The sequence below is a fragment of the Psychrobacter sp. TB55-MNA-CIBAN-0194 genome, from assembly GCF_040309505.1.
Taxonomy (GTDB): Bacteria; Pseudomonadota; Gammaproteobacteria; order Pseudomonadales; family Moraxellaceae; genus Psychrobacter; species Psychrobacter fozii.
Genome location: NZ_JBEOOW010000002.1, coordinates 14,722 through 32,264, shown reverse-complemented (window position 1 = coordinate 32,264; position 17,543 = coordinate 14,722). Strand labels below are relative to the sequence as shown.

12 protein-coding genes are annotated in these 17,543 nt (G+C 44.9%); 5 read left to right on the top strand and 7 right to left on the bottom strand.

Features of this window, described 5'->3' with window-relative positions; translation table 11 throughout:
• Positions 1 to 25: 25 nt before the first annotated feature.
• The 7 genes from nuoH to ndhC form a co-directional block, all read right to left on the bottom strand.
• A complete protein-coding gene (gene nuoH / locus AAEY75_RS02770; protein ID WP_194196871.1) occupies positions 26 to 1,069 on the bottom strand; it encodes an NADH-quinone oxidoreductase subunit NuoH in 1,044 nt (347 codons plus the stop codon).
• Between the two features lies 1 nt (position 1,070).
• Entirely contained in the window at positions 1,071 to 4,160 is a 3,090-nt protein-coding gene (nuoG, locus tag AAEY75_RS02765) for an NADH-quinone oxidoreductase subunit NuoG (RefSeq protein ID WP_352258280.1), read from the bottom strand.
• A 10-nt stretch (positions 4,161 to 4,170) separates the two neighbouring features.
• Positions 4,171 to 5,595, bottom strand: coding sequence for an NADH-quinone oxidoreductase subunit NuoF (gene nuoF / locus AAEY75_RS02760; protein WP_227685736.1), 1,425 nt, complete (start codon positions 5,593 to 5,595; stop codon positions 4,171 to 4,173).
• Complete coding sequence (nuoE, locus tag AAEY75_RS02755; protein ID WP_045444735.1) at positions 5,592 to 6,101, bottom strand: NADH-quinone oxidoreductase subunit NuoE; 510 nt, start codon at positions 6,099 to 6,101, stop codon at positions 5,592 to 5,594. The genes nuoF and nuoE overlap by 4 nt, the downstream gene beginning before the upstream one ends.
• Before the next feature lie 174 nt (positions 6,102 to 6,275).
• On the bottom strand, positions 6,276 to 8,051 hold the full coding sequence (gene nuoC, locus AAEY75_RS02750) for an NADH-quinone oxidoreductase subunit C/D (RefSeq protein ID WP_102092975.1): 1,776 nt from the start codon (positions 8,049 to 8,051) through the stop codon (positions 6,276 to 6,278).
• Positions 8,052 to 8,157: 106 nt separating this feature from the next.
• A complete protein-coding gene (locus AAEY75_RS02745; RefSeq protein ID WP_110922259.1) occupies positions 8,158 to 8,826 on the bottom strand; it encodes a NuoB/complex I 20 kDa subunit family protein in 669 nt (222 codons plus the stop codon).
• 164 nt (positions 8,827 to 8,990) lie between these two features.
• Positions 8,991 to 9,614, bottom strand: coding sequence for an NADH-quinone oxidoreductase subunit A (gene ndhC / locus AAEY75_RS02740; RefSeq protein ID WP_110922258.1), 624 nt, complete (start codon positions 9,612 to 9,614; stop codon positions 8,991 to 8,993).
• Between the two features lie 773 nt (positions 9,615 to 10,387).
• Here ndhC and AAEY75_RS02735 point away from each other — a divergent pair.
• The 5 genes from AAEY75_RS02735 (at position 10,388) to argB (ending at position 17,535) form a co-directional block, all read left to right on the top strand.
• On the top strand, positions 10,388 to 12,421 hold the full coding sequence (locus tag AAEY75_RS02735) for a UvrD-helicase domain-containing protein (RefSeq protein WP_352258276.1): 2,034 nt from the start codon (positions 10,388 to 10,390) through the stop codon (positions 12,419 to 12,421).
• A gap of 115 nt (positions 12,422 to 12,536) precedes the next feature.
• Positions 12,537 to 13,940 (top strand): magnesium transporter, encoded by a 1,404-nt coding sequence (gene mgtE / locus AAEY75_RS02730; RefSeq protein ID WP_197218284.1) that lies wholly within the window; start codon positions 12,537 to 12,539, stop codon positions 13,938 to 13,940.
• 104 nt (positions 13,941 to 14,044) lie between these two features.
• Entirely contained in the window at positions 14,045 to 14,509 is a 465-nt protein-coding gene (gene dut, locus AAEY75_RS02725; protein WP_197218282.1) for a dUTP diphosphatase, read from the top strand.
• 126 nt (positions 14,510 to 14,635) lie between these two features.
• On the top strand, positions 14,636 to 16,414 hold the full coding sequence (locus AAEY75_RS02720) for a phosphohexomutase domain-containing protein (protein WP_352258274.1): 1,779 nt from the start codon (positions 14,636 to 14,638) through the stop codon (positions 16,412 to 16,414).
• Between the two features lie 218 nt (positions 16,415 to 16,632).
• Complete coding sequence (argB, locus tag AAEY75_RS02715; protein WP_197133096.1) at positions 16,633 to 17,535, top strand: acetylglutamate kinase; 903 nt, start codon at positions 16,633 to 16,635, stop codon at positions 17,533 to 17,535.
• The last annotated feature ends 8 nt before the right edge of the window (positions 17,536 to 17,543 follow it).

Here is a 17,543-nt window from a genome sequence, read left to right as displayed (position 1 = left end):
GTTCATCAATGATGGCTAGTAATGATTATAACGTTGGGGAAAAGATCAAAATGACTGCAGCAGTAACCAATAGATTAATCAGTGTTACTGGCAGACAGACTTTCCAACCAAAATTCATTACCTGATCATAGCGCGGACGCATAAGTGAGCCACGAGCCAAAACAAACATCGTCATAAAAAACAGTGTTTTAATCATGAACCAAAAAGCTGGTGGAATAAATGGAATATCTAAATTAAAAGGTGCCAGCCAACCGCCAAAAAACAAGCAGGTCATCAAGGCAGAAATCAAGACAACGTTGACATATTCTCCGATAAAGAACATACCAAACTTCATGCCAGAATATTCAACATGATACCCTTCGGCCAGCTCTTGCTCTGCTTCTGGTTGATCAAATGGATGTCTATGCGTAACGGCAACACCGGCAACCACAAAAGTCAAAAAGCCAAAAAACTGCGGAATGATATACCAACCGTCTGCTTGTGCTTCAACAATGGCACGTAAGTTAAATGAGCCTGTCAGTGCAACCACACCCATCAAAGATAAGCCTAAAAAGACTTCGTAACTGATAGTTTGTGCCGCTGAACGTAAGCCACCCAATAACGAGAACTTGTTGGCAGAAGCCCAACCACCGAACATCACTGCATAGACAGCAATACCTGCCATAGCAAAGAAGAACAAAATACCAATATCCCAATCAACCACGCCAAGCGTTGGCGAGATAGGAATGATGGCAAATGAGGCCAAGGCAGTAAACATTGCAACCGCAGGTGCCAACGTAAACATAAACTTATCAGTAAAGTTCGGCGTCCAATCTTCTTTAAAGAAGATTTTGAGCATATCAGCGACCAGCTGCAGTGAGCCAAATGGACCCACACGGTTTGGACCATAACGATCTTGCCATAAGGCCAACATACGGCGCTCATAGATAATCATCATAGCCGCAACCAATACCACGACTAAGAAGATAACCAGTGACTGCCCAACCAGAAATAAGATAGACCAAGCATCAAAGCTCAGGCTACCAGTCAAAAAGCTTGGCACATCAGGGATAATACGGGTAACTTGCATATTACACCTCCTGTGTGGTGATCGGCGCTGTGTTCATTTGCGCAGTATCGTTAATCATGTCATTATTGTTCATCATATCGTTAGCCATACTGCCCATCATCGTCACTGGTGCATCAACTTTACGTACCGACGCTGGCATCGACGGGTGAATGATACTCACCTGCCCAACTGGGTAACCGATACAACCTTCCGCTAAGTAACCGACAATCTGTACTGGCAAGGTGATTTGTTGCTTATCAATCTCAATCGCCAAGTAATCACCAGCAGCAATATTCCAGTCCTTAGCATCATCCATACCGATACGCCATGCAGCAACAGGCAGTTGCTCAGCGACGACTGGACTACGAGAGGCCATCATTGAGCTGGCGTAGATATTATAGATAGGTACTAGTTTCGCTTGGCCTTGCTGCATATCTGTTGTAGTCGCAGACATCGCCTCTGGTGCAACATACTGACGAATAGCTAAACGTTCTAAGTGATCAAATAAGCGTACGCCTGGATCACCATTTTTGAGATGACCGCCGACTTTGTCTTGGTATTTGTTCCACGCTTGCGGTGAGTTCCAGCCTGCCGCATTGGCAAAAGGAATCATTGAGCTTGGCGTTTCTTTACCGCTATAGCCTTCCATTGAGAAAGTTAAACCGGTATCTAAATCTTTTGGTTGCATCGGCTCATGAACTGATATCGGGGCACGCATAGCGGTACGACCTGAATAGCGGCGTGGCTGACGAGCAATTTTCAGACCAGTCATACGGTAAGCAGCATCAGGTGCAGCGCCTTTAATCCCAGCAAGCTTAGGATGCGTAGCGATTAGTGCATTGATGACATCATCTAGCTGCGTCCAATCGACATCACGACCCTCGATGCTGCTATGCACTGCATGCAACCAGCGCCAGCCTTCTTTGATACTACTCATCGGATGGTAATATTCGTTGTCGTAAACTTGGAAGAAACGCTGTGCACGGCCTTCAGCAGATATCAATGTGCCGTCTGCTTCTGCAAAACTAGCCGCTGGCAATACGATATCGACATCTTTATGCCAATCAAGTAGCTGATGATCTAATGCAATGACCGTTTTATCCGTCAATAGCTGCGTCAATTTATTGGCATCAATGGCATCAGTCAGCTGGTTTTCAGCAACGATAACCACATCGAAATCAGTCGCTAACAACTCTTCTACTGATTGACCGCCGAGCATGCAAACACCCATGCTATTAGCATCGGTAACCGTTAAGTAAATACTTGCTTGTGCCTGATACTTACTGTTTACTTCTTTTAATTCGAGCGGTTCAGCAGGTTCGCGCTCTACATTATCTTGTGCTTCAGTATTTACACCTGTTTCAGGTTTGTTCGGCTTGGCAGATAAATCTTGATCTTCTTCAGGCTGGTCATTAGCAGACTGCGATTGAGCTTTTACTTTGGCGTTATGCGCTTCAACTTGCTGTTGCTCAGTCGCTTTGATTGCCGAGCGTTTTTGCGTCAATGCTTGAGTAATCTGCGCCGCTGCTTCTATCAATGCGGTAGATGATAAACTGCTACCCGAGATAACCAGTGGCTTATCGGCTTGAATCAAGTCATAAGCGATCTGCTTCGCTAATGCTTGCATACCGTCAGTCTCAGTACTGGCATCAGCATTTTGTTCAATTGCTTGTGGATCTACGATTTCTGCTAAATCATCAGCGAAGTTAGCAATCTCATCAGCGACTTTAAAGCCAAGCTTAGTGATATCTTCAGGTGTCGCCACCACGCTCACTTTACTGATGTCTTCTAGCTTAGTTTGCGTTACATCGATGACATAGACTGGGCTTAACGCATCTTGAGCAATACGCTTAACAGGCTCTGCAAGCCACGGCTGCGTTTGCAACGCCGCTGCCATTTTCAGGCCTTCATTTTTTGCCGCTTGACGTACTGACAGCGCGACACGTGATGAGGTTTGCGTGATATCTTCACCCAACACTAATACTGCATCATGGCTTTCAATGTCCGTCATACTTGGGTTATAAATGCCATCAGTACTCAATACTTCGATGCATTTATTAACCAGTGCTTGCTGCTGATGGTTCAAACCTGTCGAGAAGTTATCAAAGCCAACGAGATTTTTTAGCGCAAAGTTAGTCTCTAGACTGGCGCGTGGTGAGCCAATACCGATGACTTTTTTATCTTTGATACGCTTGATGGTTTCATCGAGTGCGTAGTCAATATTGATTTTGACATGCTTATCATTAATACGTTCAAGCGCTTGGGTTGGACGATCTTCACGATTGACATAGCCATAACCAAAGCGACCACGGTCACATAAGAAATAGCGGTTTACTTCGCCGTTATAGCGGTTTTCGATACGGCGTAATTCACCATAGCGCTCACCTGGTGAGATATTACAGCCAGCCGAACAGCCATGACAGATGCTTGGCGCATACTGCATGTCCCATTTACGGTTATAACGTTCAGAATGCGTTTTATCGGTAAATACACCGGTTGGGCAGACTTCCGTTAAGTTGCCTGAGAATTCGCTTTCAAACTGACCATCTTTATCACGACCAAAATAGACGCGATTGTTTGAGCCATAAACACCCAAATCTTCGCCGCCTGCGTAGTCTTTATAAAAACGTACACAGCGATAGCAAGCGATGCAGCGGTTCATCTCATGAGCGATGAATGGGCCAAGCTCTTGATTGTGATGCGTGCGTTTGGTAAAGCGATAGCGACGACGGCTATGACCTGACATATATGTCATGTCTTGCAGATGGCAATGCCCACCCTCTTCACAGGTTGGACAATCATGTGGATGGTTGGTCATGAGTAACTCAACCATCGACTTGCGAAACGCTTTCGCTTCATCATCAGTGACCGAGATGTACATGTCATCGCCAGGGGCGACCATACATGACATCACGAGACGACCACGACCTGCTTCCATATCTTCTTTGTTTTGAAATTGCTTGACCGCGCACTGACGGCACGAGCCTACTGAGCCAAGGGCTGGATGATAACAAAAATACGGCACATCAATGCCGAGGGATAAACAAGCTTGTAGCAAGTTATCCGCGCTATCTACTTCGACAGTGGTTCCATCAATATGTATGACTGCCATGCCGCTCTCCTTATTTCACTACTGGCTGTTGATTGGCTGCAGCATCAATGATATCTACACCAACCGCCTGAGTGATTTTTTGATCAAACTCTGGACGGAAATATTTAATCGCACTCATTAGTGGCTCCATCGCACCTGGGGCATGCGCACAGAATGTTTTACCAATCCATAAATCACGCGTGAGGCCCTCTAGTTTTTCTACATCGCCCACTTGCCCTTCGCCATCATTGATAGCAGTAAGCAGTTTGACGCCCCACGGTAGGCCGTCACGGCATGGTGTACACCAACCGCAGGATTCGCGTTGAAAGAAAATTTCGAGATTGCGAACGAGTGGCACCATATCTTGCGCTTCATCCACCACCATAATCAGCCCAGTACCCATACGGCTACCTGCTTTTTGAATGGTGTCGAAATCCACCACCACATCTAAATGCTCAGTGGTTAGAAAGTCAGTAGAAGCACCGCCTGGTAGCCAAGCTTTGAGGGTTTTGCCATCGATCATACCGCCCGCTAAATCTTCAATGATTTCGCGTGCCGTATAACCAAACGGTAACTCCCACAGACCTGGGTCATTGACTAAGCCTGAACAACCAAACAGTTTGGTGCCTGGAGTCTGGCTCTTACCTTTGATATTAGATAACGACTGATACCATTCGACACCATGGTTCAAGATAGCTGGCATATTACATAAAGTCTCAACGTTGTTGACAACCGTTGGACGACCCCATGCGCCAGATATTTGCGGAAAAGGCGGTTTGGTACGTGGGTTAGCACGGCGGCCTTCTAGACAATTAATCAGTGCGGTTTCTTCACCGCAGATATAGCGTCCAGCGCCAGTATGCACATGCAGATTGAAGCTAAAGTCTGAGCCTAAAATGTTCTTGCCCATTAGATTATTGGCCAAGCATTCTTCGATAGCAGCGACCAAACGTTCAGCGGCCAAGATGTACTCACCGCGGATAAAGATATAACCATCCGTTGCGCCAATCGCATGCGCGGTAATCAACATACCTTCAATCAGCTGAAACGGTAGACGCTCCATCAATAGACGATCTTTAAACGTGCCCGGCTCCATCTCATCAGCATTACAAATGAGATAACGCGGTAAACCATCTGGCGGTGACATGAATGTCCATTTCAAACCAGCATTAAAACCTGCACCGCCGCGGCCTCTGACGTTGGCAGCTTTGATCATATTGCCGACTTCTTTAGGCGATTGACTCAAGGCCTGCTTTAAACCAGTAAAGCCTTTTAGAGATTCGTAGGTGGCCAAATCAAGCACTGCGTCATGATGTGCTAGACGCCATGTTAACGGCTTGGTTTCGCTAGTCGCTGTGGCTTTATCACCATAAATTGGAATGCGCTGCTCATTAAGCTGGCTTGGCGCTTTGCCTTGGCTACGTTGAGCAATTTGCTCTGAAAGCGTTAATCTCATGCGTATAGCTCCAATAATTGCGTTACTTCTTCAGGCTGGACAGGGCCATAGGTGTCTTCGTCAATCAACACAGCAGGACCCTTATCACAGTTACCTAAGCAGCAAATTGGCAATAGCGTAAAACGACCATCAGCCGTCGTCTGACCATATTCAATACCCAGTTGCGATCTGATTTCAGCCGATAACGCCTCATAACCTGTCAAGAAACAAGCCACTGAATCACAAATAAGGATGACATGGCGACCGACAGGCTGACGATAAATACGGTTAAAGAAAGTGGCGACCCCGTCCATATCTGACATCGGAATGTCTAGAATATTGGCAATGGCATTCACTTGTGCATCGTCGACCCAGCCATTGCGCTTTTGCACGATTTTTAGCGCATCGAGCGAAGCAGCGCGCGCCTGTGGATAATGGTGCATAAACTCATGAATAGCCGCAATTTCCTCGCTAGTGAGGATGCTTGCCACATCTACTTTTGGCATTTTGTCGGAAACAATTTTCATAGTCTTCTATCTGTCCTCACTCATCACGCTTTATCAGCTAATAGTGACAGTCTTATGAGTGTCGCTACATGGCAAGATATCAGCGTTTTGGTGTGCCATTTGGCAATGATATATTGATAAACGTATTTCTTTAATAACGATAATTTTCTGATCAAAGCATGAACGATCAAAGTATTAGCGATCACAATCGGCCATCACAATATCAATCGATGCCAGATACATAATGGCATCAGAGACGAGCGAACCATTAATCACTGATGGCATCTGCTGCAAATGCGCAAATGTCGGCGTACGGATACGGGTACGATAACTCATCGTCGCCTTATCTGAAGTGATGTAATAGCTGTTCAAACCTTTGGTCGCTTCTACAATCGTCGTACACTCGCCCGCTGGCATCACAGGACCCCAAGATACTGAGATAAAGTGATTAATCAAAGTCTCAATATCGTTTAAGGTACGATCTTTCGGCGGTGGTACCGCTAATGGATGATCCGCTTTATAAGGGCCTTGTGGCATATTGTCCATGCACTGGCGGATGATACGCAATGACTGACGCATCTCTTCGACTTTGACCATACAGCGGTCATAAGCATCACCGTTGTAACCGACTGGCACTTCAAAATCGTAATTTTCATAGCCCATGTATGGACGCGCTTTACGCAGATCAAAGTCAACGCCTGTCGCGCGCAGACCTGCACCAGTGACGCCCCAAGCCAATGCTTGCTTGGCATTATATTGAGCAACACCTTGAGTACGGCCTTTGAGCACGCTGTTCTGTAATGCTGCTTTGACATACTCGTCCAAGCGTTTTGGCATCCAATCTAGGAACTCACGAACCAGACGCTGCCAGCCACGTGGTAGATCAGCAGCTGTACCACCGATACGGAACCAAGCGGGATGCATACGATAGCCAGTCACGGCTTCGATGACGTCATAGGCTTTTTGGCGATCGGTAAACATATAGAACACAGGGGTCATACCGCCCGCATCCTGAATGAACGTACCGACGAATAGTAAGTTATTGGTAATACGGAAAAACTCGCTCATCATCACACGGATGGTCTCAGCGCGCGGTGGAATGGTGATTCCAGCCAGCTTTTCGACCGACATGATGTACGGCAGCTCATTCATCACACCGCCGAGATAATCGATACGGTCGGTATAAGGGATAAATGAGTGCCATGTTTGACGCTCAGCCATCTTCTCTGCGCCGCGATGGTGATAGCCAATATCAGGGATACAGTCGACGACTTCTTCGCCATCAAGCTGTAGCACCAAACGGAACGCACCGTGAGCAGAGGGATGGTTAGGACCGATGTTCAAGAACATAAAGTCTTCATCGCGACCCGAACGCTTCATGCCCCATTCTTCTGGGACAAAACGCAAGTTTTCTTGCTCGTATTGTTGCTTGGCGGTATTCAAGAAATACGGGGTAAATTCCGTCGCACGCGCATGATACTCTTTACGCAGTGGATGACCTTCCCAGTATTTCGGCAATAGGATACGGGTCAAATGCGGATGGCCCGTAAAGACGATACCGAACATGTCCCATACTTCACGCTCATACCAGTTGGCGTTTGGCCAAATATTGGTGGCGCTCGGTACGTTGACGTCGTCTTCGCTCAGCGCGACCTTGATACGTACGTCACTATTGCGCTCAAGCGACATTAGGTGATAAAACACCGTAAAGTCACTGTCAGGTAAGCCTTGACGATGCTGGCGCAAACGCTCATCTATCGCTGACAAGTCAAATAGCATGACGTATGGCTGTGGCAATTTACGCAGGAATAAGAGAACATCGAGCAAATCCGCACGCGCAACCCAAACCGTTGGAATCTCATCAACAGTGTGCTGCACGACAAACTTACCGGCATACTTCTGCTCCAGCTCTTTGATAACCGCTGGGACAGGCTTAATCTTAGGATCTATGTTTTCGACTACCGTGACCATGAATGATGTATTCCTTCATTAATCATAACTGATTCATCATAACTACACTGTGATGAGCGTATAAAACGTTGAGGTTGTTACTGTGAATCTAAATGCTATCTAGAATCTAAATACTGTCTGGGCTACGCAAGTTTTTAACAGCAATACGATCTGCTTGCTTACGGTCACGCTCAGGCGTCATTTGTGGCTTATAAACACCCTGCTCATTGACATGGATACCTAATGGACGACGCTCTTTAGTGATAGATTCTTGCAATAACATCAAACCTTGAATCAAAGCTTCTGGACGCGGTGGACAACCCGGCACATAGACATCGACTGGAATGATTTTATCTACGCCTTGTACCACAGAGTAGATATCATACATACCACCAGAGTTGGCACAGGCACCCATTGAGATGACCCATTTTGGCTCAAGCATTTGCTCATATAGACGCTGAATAACAGGCGCCATTTTGACAAAACAAGTGCCGGCAACGATCATGACATCTGCTTGACGAGGCGAGGCACGAATAACCTCAGCACCAAAGCGTGATAAATCATGAACGGCTGTCAGGGTGGTGGCGTATTCTACATAGCAGCAAGAAGTACCAAAGTTAAATGGCCATAGTGAGTGCTTGCGCCCCCAGTTTGCTGTCGAATGGACGAGGTCTTCGAGACGACCCATAAAGACGTTTTTATTCACTTCGTCTTCGATAGGGTCATTGACCGTTTGACTGGTCTGTGCAGGATAGGTATCTGCATCAGGGTTGGCTTTTGTTAATGTGTATTTCATAACATACAACCTTTATATTAGACGTCGCGTGGCAATCGTCTTGCCCTCGCTAGCGCCTTAACTTCTATTATTAACAAGTGATCATTAATCCAAACATACTCGCGTCGTCGTAATCTTACTACTAGCCTTTATAGACTATCGAAAACTAAGACCGTTTAACAAGACTAACGCTTACCGTTATCTTGTCGAGCAGACGTCGCAAAATCTACAGAAGTAACATTACCTGTAGTATTAATATGATCGATATTTTCTAAATGATGACGATTGACTTCAATATTGTTCGAGACGTTGATTTGTCCTGAGGACTGTGCGGGTACTTTGCCTGTCGGATCGACCATCAGCTCGTGAGCACCATCGAATTTGGTGATGTCTGCTAGGTTGAAACCAGCAGGTGCGGCATATAAACGTACTTTTTTGCGCAGTTTATCAGCAGGTGCCCAGTTCATCGCGCCCAAACTTAGCTCATAGATCAAACCGATGATTAAGATGGTGATAAATATAGCAGCAGCGGCAAAACCTAACCAGCCAGCCTCACGTACTGAAACGGCGTAAGCATACAAATACAGCGCTTCTAGATCAAAGATGACGAAGAAGATTGCCACCAAATAGAATTTGGCAGACAAACGAATACGGGCGTTGCCAGATCCGACAACACCCGCTTCAAATACTTCTTCTTTTTGTGAGCCATGAGAGCGACCGCCAAGCAAACGCGGCACGACCAGCATGAAGACAACTAGCCCAATGGCGGCTAAGATAAAAGCGATTGCTGACCAATTAAAAGCAGACATGATAATACGTGCTCCTCACCCAATCGAGTGTTTAGCACAGCGCAAGTACCGACCTATCAAGGTCGTCTAGCCACAGGCATCACACAAACGAAAACACAAAGCGACTGTCATTCAGTCGCTTTATTTAAGCAACTGTTATTAAGTCACATTTTAGGTATTTTGCTAGTAACAACCAATTATCAAGTGTATTGACGACGATGTCAGACATAACCAACGGCAGGGATTCCGATATACGCACGGAAAGATGGCTGGTCGTCTAACGCATCTTCTAAAAACGTAAGATCAACTTATTAAATCAATATCATATTCGATAGTTTACTTAATTGATTTAATAGCTCATTACACGTAGTCAATAATGACGAGACAACTGGCATAAATTATGTACGTACTATACGCATTTCGGTGTCCAAAAGCTAGTTTTTAACTGTATTGGACGGTCATTTTATATGTAATAAAACATGTTTTTTTTATCAAAAATTATGATAGGGGTCTTACCTTATATTAACATCAAATCCATCTTATGAATTATCATAGGCCGTAATTGTAAATATGGTCAAAAATTCAGCCTTTAAACCCCTGCTCTTCACCCAACTCATTCCCCAAAGTTCATGTTTTTGCTTTATAATAACCCACTTAATTTTATTGCCTTTATTGGGTGTTTTTTGATTAAAACATCATCATGACACTCATATTAATAAGGCAATCGGCGTATATTTAATGATGCCGCCATCAGTGCCACTCTCTTTTTTTGCTTTTGTCTTACAGGTTACGTTATGAGTCAACTCAATCCCAAACAACAAGAAGCCATGCTCTACGTATCTGGTCCGTTACTTGTCCTCGCAGGTGCAGGCTCCGGTAAGACGTCCGTAATTACCCGAAAAATTGCCTACCTGATCGAAGAATGCGACATGCCTGCTGAGCGCATCACGGCGGTGACTTTCACCAATAAAGCTGCCCGTGAAATGAAAGCCCGTGTCAGTAAACTGCTACCAAGTGAAAAAATGCGTGGTCTGACCGTGTCGACCTTTCACCAATTCGGCCTACAGTTTTTGCGCTACGAGCTGATTCATACCCCGCTAAAGGGTAACTTCTCTATCATGGACAGCGACGACAGCAAGCGACTGCTGATGGAGCTGATGATGCGTGACAACCTAAGTGGCGCTGAAAGTCGTGAGTTGGTTGGTAAAGCAATCAAAATGATTTCCGACTGGAAAAACGATCTGATTGATCCTGACAAAGCAATGGAAACGTTAGACGATCCAGAAGATATGATTTTTGCCACGTTGTATGCATTATACGAGCGTAATCTGCGTGCTTATAACGCTGTCGATTTTGATGACTTGATTGTCTTACCAACGAAAATATTGCGCGAAAATAGAGAGCTACGTGATAAATGGCAAAACCGCATTCGTTATCTCTTGGTCGATGAGTATCAAGATACCAATACGGCCCAGTATGAAATGATTAAGTATTTGGTTGGCCCGCAAGGTCGCTTTACCGTGGTTGGCGATGATGACCAATCTATCTATGCGTGGCGCGGGGCAAAGCCTGAAAACATGGCACTGCTGAAGGAAGATTTTCCAAAGTTAAAGATCGTCATGCTAGAGCAAAATTACCGCTCAACCACTCGTATTTTGACCTCAGCCAACGCAGTCATTATGAATAATGAGCATTTATTTGAAAAGAAACTGTGGTCAGATAAAGGTCAAGGCGAAAAAATTCGTATTATCAACTGCCGTAATGATGACGATGAGTCCGAACGCGTGGCAAAAGAAATCGTCACTCATAAACTGCGCTTCGGTAATGAGTGGGAGCAATATGCTGTCCTTTATCGCAGTAACTTTCAGGCGCGGATGTTAGAAGCGCAACTGCGTCAGCTACAAGTCCCTTATAAACTGTCTGGCGGCCAGTCTTTCTTTGCACGTAGTGAAATCAAAGATATCATGGGGTATCTGCGTCTGATTTTGAACCCTGAAGATGACAGCGCGTTTTTGCGTATTATCAATACGCCTAAGCGTGGTATGGGACCAGCAACGCTTGAAAAACTTGGTCTGTTTGCGCAAGAGCACAGCATATCGCTGTTGGCCTCTTGTACGCATGCTGGCTTAACCCATGTGTTACCGTCTAAATCTTATGGCACCATAAAAGAGTTTGGTGAATTTATCGAGCACTATACTCGTGAGTTAGACCAACACCCCGACCCTGTGCCAATCGTACGTCAAATGATCGATGAGACAGGTTATATTGACTTTGTGCGCAGTGATGCCAAAACACCGCAGCAAGAAAAAAATCGTATTGATAATATCGATATGCTCTACACCAGTATTCAATCTTTGATTAATCGCGCCGAAGAAGACGAGGATCGCACGATTGATACCATCATTCGTAAGCTGGTATTGCTTGATATGCTCGAGCAGCAGCAAGAAGAAGAAAATACCAACAAGGTCAACTTAATGACTTTGCATGCGGCAAAAGGCTTGGAGTTTGATTTCGTTTATATCATGGGACTTGAGGAAGAGATGCTACCGCACCGCAACTCTATTCTCAGCGAAACCGTAGAAGAAGAACGACGATTGATGTACGTAGGTATCACTCGCGCTCGTCGTGAGCTGACATTGACGCTAGCCACACAGCGCCGTGCAGGTGGTCAGATGCGCATTACGTCAGAGTCGCGATTTTTAGATGAGTTACCAGAAGATCATATCGACTGGCCAGCCAAAGCGAAAAAGAAAAAAGCCACCAAAGACCCAGAAGCTGTTGCTGATGAGTATTTGGCAAATATTAGAGCGTTATTAGGCAATCGCTAGTCTTAATGAAAATGCCTACATAAGAATGCTTGAAAACACACGCCTGAGACTGGGCGAAAAATGACTATTTTAGTCGTTATTGTTATTTATATTTTTTGAAAACCTTGGAAATTTTATGCCTACCCCTATGCCGAATCAAGAACGACCATCTACGCTACAGGGAGATTACAATCCAGCTGAATATAATGCTGAATATAAGCTGCTGTATCTGCAGGGGCTGGTGGCTGATAAGGCATATGAAGCCATTACCGAGTTTTTAACAAAGCAGTCTGAATATGAGATCGCCAACTTACTAGAGTCTTTTCCGACTCAAAACCGGCTCTTAATTTGGGCGCAGGTTCCAGAGAGTATTAAAGGTGAAGTTCTCGCTGAGCTAGATGTCGATACTCGCCAGCCGTTGATGGAAAACATCTCTTCAAAAGAGATTTCTTTATTTACCCAAGACCTCGATGCACAAGACATCTCTGAGATTTTGGATACTGTGACCGAGAGCGTACGTACCTCCGTCATGGCAACGCTAGACGAAGAGACCCGTGTTCAAGTCAACAAACTCGATACTTATGAGGATTGGGAAGTTGGTAGCTATATGGATCCTGATATTATTCAGGTGCGAGAAGACATTACGCTAGAAAAAGTGCAACACTGGCTACGAGAGAATGACGACTTGCTTGATGATGAGAGTCAGGAGCTGTTGGTCGTTGATCAAAGCCAGCAACTACTCGGTCTACTAAGTTTGGTTGATTTGATTAAACACCATCAAACCACTTTAGTATCCGAATTGATTGACACCGCCATTACGATCAATGATCGCTTAGATATCCAAGATGCCGCTGCGATTTTCCGTTCAGAAGATATTCGCTTCGCCCCTGTAATCAATAGCCATGGCGAGCTGGTCGGTCAGCTAAATGGTGAGGACATCATGGAGATTATCCAAGATGATGTCGACAGCACCATGAAAAATTTGGCGGGTGTTAGTCAAGATGAAGAGCTATTTGCCCCTATTCTAACCAGCGCCAAAAGCCGTAGTGTTTGGCTAGGTATTAACTTGTGTACCGCCCTATTGGCTGCAGCAGTGATTGGACAGTTTGAAGAAGTATTGGCACAAGTCGTGGCGCTAGCGATACTCATGCCTGTGGTTGCCAGTATGGGTGGTATCGCCGGATCTCAGACCCTTACCGTTGTCATTCGCGGTATGGCTATGGGTCAAATAGGTGGTTCTAACCGCGTGTGGCTATTAAACAAAGAGCTGTGGGTCGGCGCGATAAACGGCATCATATGGGCTATAATCATGGCATTTATTGCCCAGCTGTGGTTTCATGATATTAAGATTAGTGCGGTCATAGGCTTTGCCATTGCGATTAATATGACGGCCGCAAACGTTTCTGGCATCAGTATACCGCTGATGCTCAAACGTATGAATATCGACCCTGCGCTATCTGCTTCCGTTATTTTGACCACCGTAACTGATATCGTCGGTTTTATGTCATTCTTAGGCTTAGCCAGCGTATTAATACTATAATCAAATACTGAGCTCTAAAAAACATCGTCATTATTTCAAAATATTGAATAAGCTTTGTTCAAAACCATAATTTAAAAACCATCAAATCGTTAAGTGAGTTCGTTATGCAAGCTGTACAAGTTAAAGTTATCAACCCTAAAATTACTGAAGACGCAGCATTTTCTCTTCCGACTCGTGCCACCGATGGCAGTGCGGGTATCGACTTGCGCGCTTGCATAGATGAGCCATTAACCATTAAAGCAGGTAAAACACACTTAATCGGCACAGGTCTCGCCGTTTATATCCAAGATCCTAATTATGCAGGTATGATTTTACCGCGTTCAGGTCTCGGTCATAAACACGGTATCGTTTTAGGTAATTTGGTCGGGCTGATTGATGCTGATTATCAAGGTGAGCTGATGGTTAGTATTTGGAATCGCAGTAACGAAGACTTTGTGCTTAATCCAGCAGAGCGTATGGCACAATATATCGTTGTACCTGTTGCCCGCCCTGAGTTTTCAGTGGTAACAGAGTTCAGTGATGAAAGCGAACGCGGTGCTGGTGGATTTGGACATTCAGGTCGCCAGTAGTCAATCAGTAACTATTACTGATTTACCGTTTTAACTATTTATTGTTACTCATCACGATAATAACAATTACGATATTAACAATAATAGCCACAACCATCATAACCACGATTATAAGGAGAGTAAGCGATGCCATCTTTTGCTGCGCAGCAATCCTTATTTCGTGCTTATGATATTCGTGGTTCACGCCAGCATTTCACCACTGACTTTATACAAGCACTCGGCCATGCTTTTGCTAACCTTTATAGTGATTTACTCTGCACATCAGAAGATAGCGATTCAAAAGACAGCCTGCTAACGCAATCGTTAACTTCTTTAGAAACCATTATTGTTATTGGTTATGATGTGCGTAATGGTAGTAATGCTATTGCACAGAAACTCGCTGATATATTGGCTCAACGTGGTTTGCAAGTGGTGCAACTAGGTCTCGTTACGACGCCAATGATGGTCTTTTGGGCAGAGCAATATCAGGGGCATGGCATCATTGTGACGGCCAGTCATTCTGCTAAAGAGATTTTAGGCATCAAATGGTTGGTAAACCACCAATCCCCTAGTAGCTCAGAGATTCAATTGCTTTATCATCAGTTGACTAAAAGCAATTCAAAAAATAATAGCGTCATTCAAGCGAATACTCTCAAGCAAAATACTCAGGATACAGGCTTATCTACTGAGGACATAGCAACGGCTTATATTGAAGCAATCGCTCAAGTTTTTCAGCAGATCTATCAATCCAGTAAGCCACATTCAAATAGACCACATTCAAAAGTTACTCAGCAACCCTTATCTAAACTTGATTTTCGAGTCGTTATTGACTGTATGCATGGCGCGACCAGCGCTATTGCGCAGCGTTTATTTGGCCATTTTTGCCAAGATGTCATCATGATGAATGACATAGCAGATGGCAACTTTCCCTCTGGTAACCCTGACCCTACTGAACCGCACCGCCTCACACAATTACAGCAAAACGTACTTCACCATCAAGCAGATATAGGAATTGCCTTTGACGGTGATGGCGATCGACTGATGATCGTCGATACCAACGGCAAAGTCGTCTCGCCTGATCATTTGCTATACCTATTAGCGCAAGTGGCTATCGCTGAACGCCCTGACACTTTATCTGATGCAGACTCAGTATACGATACAGACTCAATAAGCTCGCAACGCTCACCTCAAGTCCTTTTTGATATTAAATGCTCACATCATTTACCAAAGCTATTATCTGATCTTGATGCAACACCTGTAATGAGTAGAACGGGTAGCAGTTTTATGCGCCAACAGATACAGCGCTCTGATTATCAAATTGTCTTTGCTGGAGAGTTATCAGGGCACTTTATCTTTAATGACAGCCGCTTTATTGTTTATGATGATGCCATGTACGCAGCATTACGACTGTTGCACTGGTTGGCTACTGACAATCAGGTCGATAGCCAACGAGCACTGACAGACATTACGGAAAGTCTACCTGCAATGGTAAGTACAGCGGATCATTATTTGCCAATGCCAACAACTTTTGGCACAGAGTATTCACTCGTAGAACAGCTGGCCAGATTCTGTCGTTATTTACGCCAAATTTTGGAAGCGACAGCAGCAGATTCTGACCATCATTTGATAAATACTGACCTGCTATTAGATTGTTACTGCTCAGTGGTAGAGCCTCACTTAACACTCAAGCAAGCCAGAGACTTAATGCCCATAGGGACAACGCTGAGCTGTATCGATGGCGTTCGTTTGGATTTTCCACATGGCTTTGGGGTGCTGCGCCAATCAAACACCAGTCACCATCTGACGGCACGCTTTGCTGGTGATAGCATCGATGATCTAACAGATATTCAGGCAAAATTTGCCGCATTATGTCGCCCATTTGATAAAGAATTGGCAGCCAAAATTGTCGCTATTCCTGCCGAATAATTGTATTAAACACACTATGGCCTTATCAATAATATTGACGATATGGATATGGTCGATTCAATTTAAAAGTAGTACAAGGCAACCGAGTGCAGATGTATATGTGATACCTCAAGCGAGGTTAACGCTGTAATGCTTTTATAGTGGAATGACTATAGTGGCGATAGATTTGTATCGCATAAATAACCAACCCGCTCAAAACCGTACTTTAGGAGTTTGTAATGACGCTTAACTTAGATGATGCCAAAAACACCGCTGAAGTATTGACCACGGCACTGCCTTATATCCAGCGCTTTGTCGATAAGATCATCGTCGTCAAATACGGCGGCAATGCGATGACTGATCCTGCGCTTGAAAGCTCATTTGCCCGCGATATCGTCTTGTTAAAAACCGTTGGCATGCATCCTGTCGTCGTACATGGCGGTGGCCCGCAAGTGGATAACTTGTTAAAAGAGCTTGGTCGTCAGTCTAAACGTATCGATGGTATGCGAGTCACTGATAAAAGCACCATGGATATCGTCGAGATGGTGTTAGGCGGCGGCGTCAATAAATCGATTGTTAGCTTAATCAATAAGCATGGTGGACGCGCGATTGGCCTAACTGGTAAAGATGCCAACTTAATCCTAGCCAAAAAGTTAAAGATGGAAAAAATCGGCGAAGATGGTATCGCTGTTCCTATAGACCTAGGGTTCGTCGGTGATGTGGTCAGTGTCAATAAAGACGTGATTAATATGCTTATTGCGTCTGACTTTATCCCTGTCATCGCCCCACTCGGCGTCGATGCCGAAGGCAATACCTATAACATCAATGCTGATCTAGTCGCAGGTAAAGTCGCAGAGTTTTTGCAAGCCGAAAAGTTAATGCTGCTGACCAACATCAAAGGCGTATTGGGTCGTGATGGCGAAGTCGTGACTGGACTAACACCAAAGAAAGTCGACAGCTTAATCGAAGATGGCACCATCTCAGGTGGCATGATTCCTAAAATTCAGTGTGCGCTTGATGCCGTACGTAGCGGCGTAAAAAGCGCTGTTATTGTCGATGGCCGTGTGCCTCATGCTACTTTGCTTGAGATTTTCACCAATGAAGGTGTCGGTACATTAATCAGTCGTGAATTGGATTCATAATTGCGCTA